Origin of the sequence: Cyanobium sp. LEGE 06143 (assembly GCF_015207535.1) — a bacterium.
Taxonomy (GTDB): Bacteria; Cyanobacteriota; Cyanobacteriia; order PCC-6307; family Cyanobiaceae; genus NIES-981.
The window spans coordinates 1-5279 of sequence record NZ_JADEWP010000182.1 but is presented as its reverse complement, the minus strand read 5'-3'; the positions used below and the strand labels follow the sequence as shown (position 1 = coordinate 5279).

The window sequence follows — 5279 nt, the reverse complement described above, 5'->3', positions numbered from 1 at the left end:
CAGGCCCTGCTCTGGGATGTGGACGGCACCCTGGCCGAAACCGAGCGCGACGGCCACCGCGTGGCCTTCAACCGGGCCTTCGCGGAGGCCGGGCTGCCGCTCCATTGGCAGGAGGGCGACTACGGCCGCTGGCTGGAGATCAGCGGTGGCCATGAGCGGCTGCGCTTCGCTCTCACGGAGCTGGAGGGGGAGCCCCCCGAGCCGGAGCGGGTTCGGGCACTGCAGGCCTGCAAGCAGAGCCACTACACCAGCCTCCTGGCCACGGGAGGCCTGGGCCTGCGCCCGGGGGTGGCGGAGCTGGTGGCGGAGGCCCGGGCCGCCGGCCTGGCGCAGGCCATCGTGACGACCAGCGGCCGCCAGGCCCTGCAGGGGCTGGAGCAGCAGTTGCTGGGATCCCTGGGCCCGGCCTTCAGCCTGCGTCTTTGCGGGGAGGACGTGGCACGCAAGAAGCCCGATCCCGAGGCCTATCAGCGGGCCGTGACGGCCCTGGGCTGGTCGGCCGCCGACCTGCTGGCCATCGAGGATTCCCCCCAGGGCCTGGCGGCGGCCACGGCGGCCGGGCTGCCCTGCCTGCTCACTCTCAGCCACTACAGCCGCCCGCTGCCCCTGGAGCGCTTCGCCTCGGCCCGGGCGGTGGTGAGTGGCCTCGGCGCTGACGCCATGGTGCTTCGGGGCCCGCCTTGCCAGGCTGGGCGGATCACGCTCTCCTATCTGCAGAGCCTGCTCTGAGATCCCACCACTTGCAGTCGACCCGTTTCAACCGGTTCAGTGTGGGCCTGGCCCAGGGACTGCTGGCCAGCCTGCGCGGCAACTGGCGTCACCGCAGCGTGGTGCTGCTGGCCCTGTTGCTGGGCTTCTATGCCGGCGGCAACCTCACCAGCTATCTGCTGCTCTTCTTCCCCGGCGGGCGGCCGATGGCGGTGCTGGCGCTGGTGCTGCTGCTGGAGCTGGTGGTGCGCTTGCGGGGCCGGCTGGTGCAGGAAAGGCCCGGGCTGGGCTGGGTGGTGCTGGACAACCTGCGCATCGGCCTGGTGTATGCCGTGGTGCTGGAGGCCTTCAAGCTGGGCACCTGATGGATCCCTGGCTGCAACGGCACTGCGGCATCGCCGATCTCGAGGAGTGGCGCCGGCTCTGGACCGCCGAGCACCTGGCGGAGCTGCCGATCCAGGTCAGCCTGGCCGAGGCCTTTGCCTTGCCGCTGCTGGCGCGGCTGCAGCGACGGGTCGGCCAGGGGGCGCGGCCGATCCTGGCCCTGAACGGCCCGGTGGGGGCCGGCAAGACCAGCCTGGGGCGCGCCCTGCTGCAGCTGGCGCCCCGCTTCGGGCTGCGGCTGGGGGTGGCCTCGATCGACGACTACTACCTGCCCTGGCCACAGCGCCAGCGGGCCATGGCCGGCAACCCCTTCGGCGTCAGCCGCGTGCCGCCCGGCAGTCACGACCTTCCCCTGCTGGCCGAGAGCCTGGAGGGTTGGGCGGCGGGGGAGCCCTGGCGGCTGCCGCGTTTCGACAAGCGCCTGCGCGGCGGTGAGGGCGACCGTGCCGGCATGGACATGGTGACCTGCGAGGCCGTGGTGCTGGAGGGCTGGCTGCTGGGCTGCAAGCCGCTGGGCCCTGCTGGCCTCGAGCGAGCCCAGCTCTCGGATGGAGCCCCGGGTACGCCGGAGCTCACGGCCCGGGAAAGGCTCTGGTTGCCCCACTGGGACGAGGCGCTGGAGGGCTATCAGCCCCTGTGGCGGCGCTTCGAGGAGCTCTGGCTGCTGCGGCCGCTCCACTGGAGCCTGCCCAGACGTTGGCGCTTCCAGGCCGAAGCCCGCCAACGGAGACGTGGCGGCAGCCTTGGCGAGGGATGGCTGAGCGGCGCCGCTCTGGATCGGCTGGTGCGCGCCAGCCTGTGCAGCCTGCCGCCGGGCCCTTATCAGGATCCCCTCGCCTCGCAGCCCGGCAGGGTGGTAGCGCTACTCGATGGTCGGCGCCGCTGTGTTCGATGCACGTCCGGCGGAGAAGCCGGCGGGGATCAGTCTTCGGACTCTTCTTCGCTGTCCATGGGATAGACGAAGCCCTGGGCGCGGCCGCTCAGCACGGCCTTGCCGATCGAGAGAGCCTTGCCGGCGGCGGTGGCCGCCTTGGCTTTCCAGTGGGCGTGGCGCTGGTTGCGCTTGCCCTTCGATGTTTTCTTCTTGGGGACAGCCATCCCAGATCTCTCACAACCAAACAAGGATCCTCCGCTGCCGTCTGGCCTTTCGTCAAATCGCTAAAGTCGCCTGAAAGCCGGACCCCTGTGAGCAAGAGCCCGTCTCCGGCTGCTGCAAGCGTTCCTGATTCCGAAAGCGCCCCCGTGCCAGGGCCAGGCTCCTCCCCTGCAGCGGCCCCAGCTCCAGACGCTGACCCTGCGCCGGCCGGGACAGAAGCGCCCTCCTACAGCGGCCTGCTGGCCGATCTGCGCGAGGGCAGGGTGCAGGAGCTGGTGCTCTCACCCCGCCGCCGCGATGTGGCGGTGACGTTCAAGGACGGCAGGGAGGCCCGCGTGCCTGTGTTCAGCAACGACCAGTTGCTGCTGAACACCGCGGCGGCCGCCAATGTGCCGCTCACCGTGCGCGATGACCGCGCTGAGCTGGCCACGGCCTCCTTCCTCTCCAACGGCCTGCTGGTGCTGCTGCTGGTGGGGGCCCTGGTGCTGATGCTGCGCCGCAGCACCAAGGTGGCCAACCGGGCCATGGGCTTTGGAGCCAGCAAGCCCAGGGTCCAGCCTGAGAACACCGTGCAGGTGCGCTTTGAGGACGTGGCCGGGATCGCCGAGGCCAAGGAGGAGCTGCAGGAGGTGGTGACCTTCCTCAAGGCGCCGGAGAGTTACACCGCCATCGGCGCGCGCATCCCCAAGGGGGTGCTGCTGATCGGGCCGCCGGGCACGGGTAAGACCCTGCTGGCCCGCGCCATCGCCGGCGAGGCGGGGGTGCCCTTTTTCTCGATGGCGGCCTCGGAGTTCGTGGAGATGTTCGTGGGGGTGGGGGCCAGCCGGGTGCGGGACCTGTTCCGCAAGGCCAAGGCCAAGGCCCCTTGCATCATCTTCATTGACGAGATCGATGCGGTGGGCCGGCAGCGGGGCGCCGGCATCGGCGGCGGCAACGACGAACGCGAGCAGACCCTCAACCAGCTGCTCACCGAAATGGACGGTTTCGAGGAGAACTCCGGCGTGATTCTGGTGGCCGCCACCAACCGGGCCGATGTGCTCGATCGGGCCTTGATGCGCCCCGGCCGCTTCGATCGCCGCGTCACCGTGGATCTGCCTGACCGCCGCGGGCGGGAGGAGATTCTCGCCGTGCATGCCCGCACCCGCCCCCTGGCGGAGGAGGTGTCCCTGGCCAGCTGGGCCAGCCGCACGCCGGGCTTCTCCGGCGCCGATCTCTCCAACCTGCTCAACGAGGCGGCGATCCTCACGGCCCGGCGCCGGCTGAATGCCATCGACAACCAGGCCCTCAGTGATGCCCTGGAGCGCATCACCATGGGCCTGGCGGTGGCCCCGCTGCAGGATTCGGCCAAGAAGCGCCTGATCGCTTACCACGAAGTGGGCCATGCCCTGCTCACCAGCGTGGTTCCCCATGCCGACAGGCTGGACAAGGTGACGCTGTTGCCCCGGGCCGGCGGCGTCGGCGGTTTCGCCCGCACGATGCCGGATGAAGAGGTGCTCGATTCCGGGCTGATCAGCAAGGCCTACCTCCAGGCCCGCATGGTGGTGGCCATGGGCGGCCGGGCGGCCGAGCTTGTCGTGTTCGGACCGAGCGAGGTGACCCAGGGCGCGGTCGGCGACCTGGAACTGGTGGCCCGCATCGGCCGCGAGATGGTGACCCTCTACGGCTTCTCGCGCCTGGGACCCCAGGCCCTCGAGGGCAGCGGGGCCGAGGTGTTTCTCGGGCGTGACTGGCTGCGCTCGGAGCCGCCCTACTCCCAGGACACCAGCACCCGCATCGATGCACAGGTGCGCGACCTGGCCCGTCGGGCCCTGGCGCAGGCCGTGGCGGAGCTGCGGCCCCGCCGGGCCCTGATGGACACCCTGGTGAACAGGCTGATCGCTGAGGAGACCATCGACGGCGACAGCTTCCGCAGCCTGCTGGAGGCCGAAGCCCAGGCCTCAGCCGGCCAGGCCGCCGCTGAAGCGGATGTCGAGGCTGCGCAGGTAGGTGTGTAGTCCGGCGTCCTGGATCGGCAGCAGCCGCGCCATGCGCCCGCTCTCGTTGGTGTGGGCGTGCCAGTGGCCCGGCGGCGTCACGAAGGCGGCGCCGGGCTCCCAGATCGAGCGGCTGGGGTTGCGGATGGTGCCGTCCTCGTTGAGCTCGGTGCCCACCAGGGTGTAGCAGCCCGGATCGCAGTCGATCACCAGATCCAGGGCCACCGACTGGTGCCGGTGGGGCCGCTGGGCCGTGGCCGCCGGCACCAAACCGAGCATGGCCCAGAGGGTGTGGGTGGCGGTGCGGCTGGTGGGGCAGTCGGCGTTGGCCAGCAGCAGGCTGAGACGGTTGCTGCGGGCCGAGCTGGGATCGGCGAGCAGGGCCTGCAGATCCCGCTCCAGCATCGCGGCCGGGAAGTGGGTGGCCTCAAAGCGTGGCGTGGTGGGCTCAGCGCCGAGGAAGCGCAGCAGGGGAGCGTCGTGCACCCAGTAGAGAACGCTGTCGCAGCTGGCCTGGAGCAGGGGGGCATCGCCGCTGGGCAGGGTGATCACATCCCCCTGCTGCCAGGCCAGGCTGCGGCCGCCCCAGTGCAGCGCACCCTCGCCGTGCAGCACGTAGAAGAGGGCGCTGGTGGCAGCGGCGGCGGCCTTGAGGCCCTCCCCGGCCAGGATGCGCAGGAAGTTGGCCGAGAGGGCGGGGCTGGTGGCAGGGCCGCTGCAGCCCAGGGTGGCGCTGATGTCGAGGGGGATCACGCCGGTGGGGCCGGAGCGGTGCACTTCGGGGCGCCAGTGGTGATCGGGGATGGGCTCGGTGAGGCCGCGGCGGATCGGATTGGCGGCCTGGCGGTAGTCGAAGGTCTGGGCTTTCTCCTGCCAGCGGCAGGCGTCTGGATTGCTGGCCGCGGGGGCCGTGGAAGAGCTCAGGGGCTGCAGGGGAACCTGGGTCATGGGATGGGCCGGGTAGGCGCTCCGCCGGCTTCGCGGGGAAGGGCGGAAACGTTGCGTTGAGTGACGTTATTCAGCAGCAACCCCGACTGCCTGACTGCCGCCATGGCTACGGCCCGGGCGCTTCGGCTCAGCCGCCGGCCACGGCCGGCACGATCGACACCTCGTCGCCG

6 protein-coding genes are annotated in these 5279 nt (G+C 71.1%); 4 read left to right on the top strand and 2 right to left on the bottom strand.

What is annotated here, in order from left to right; genetic code table 11:
• From IQ216_RS11550 to IQ216_RS11540, 3 genes are all read left to right on the top strand, one after another.
• On the top strand, positions 1-729 hold a 729-nt coding region (locus IQ216_RS11550; RefSeq protein WP_193815568.1), incomplete at its 5' end, for an HAD-IA family hydrolase.
• Between the two features lie 11 nt (positions 730-740).
• Positions 741-1073, top strand: coding sequence for a DUF565 domain-containing protein (locus IQ216_RS11545; RefSeq protein ID WP_193815567.1), 333 nt, complete (start codon positions 741-743; stop codon positions 1071-1073).
• Positions 1073-2050 (top strand): hypothetical protein, encoded by a 978-nt coding sequence (locus tag IQ216_RS11540; protein ID WP_193815566.1) that lies wholly within the window; start codon positions 1073-1075, stop codon positions 2048-2050. The genes IQ216_RS11545 and IQ216_RS11540 overlap by 1 nt, the downstream gene beginning before the upstream one ends.
• Here the strand turns inward: IQ216_RS11540 and rpmF are convergent.
• Complete coding sequence (rpmF, locus tag IQ216_RS11535) at positions 2014-2190, bottom strand: 50S ribosomal protein L32 (RefSeq protein ID WP_186699359.1); 177 nt, start codon at positions 2188-2190, stop codon at positions 2014-2016. The genes IQ216_RS11540 and rpmF overlap by 37 nt on opposite strands.
• Positions 2191-2334: 144 nt before the next feature.
• Between rpmF and ftsH the strand changes: the two genes are divergently transcribed.
• The gene (ftsH, locus tag IQ216_RS11530) at positions 2335-4182 is read left to right on the top strand and encodes an ATP-dependent zinc metalloprotease FtsH (protein ID WP_193815565.1); all 1848 of its coding nucleotides are present in this window, start codon (positions 2335-2337) and stop codon (positions 4180-4182) included.
• On the opposite strand, the gene IQ216_RS11525 is transcribed toward ftsH, so the two are convergent.
• Complete coding sequence (locus IQ216_RS11525) at positions 4126-5109, bottom strand: cupin (protein WP_228007440.1); 984 nt, start codon at positions 5107-5109, stop codon at positions 4126-4128. The genes ftsH and IQ216_RS11525 overlap by 57 nt on opposite strands.
• Positions 5110-5279 lie beyond the last annotated feature (170 nt).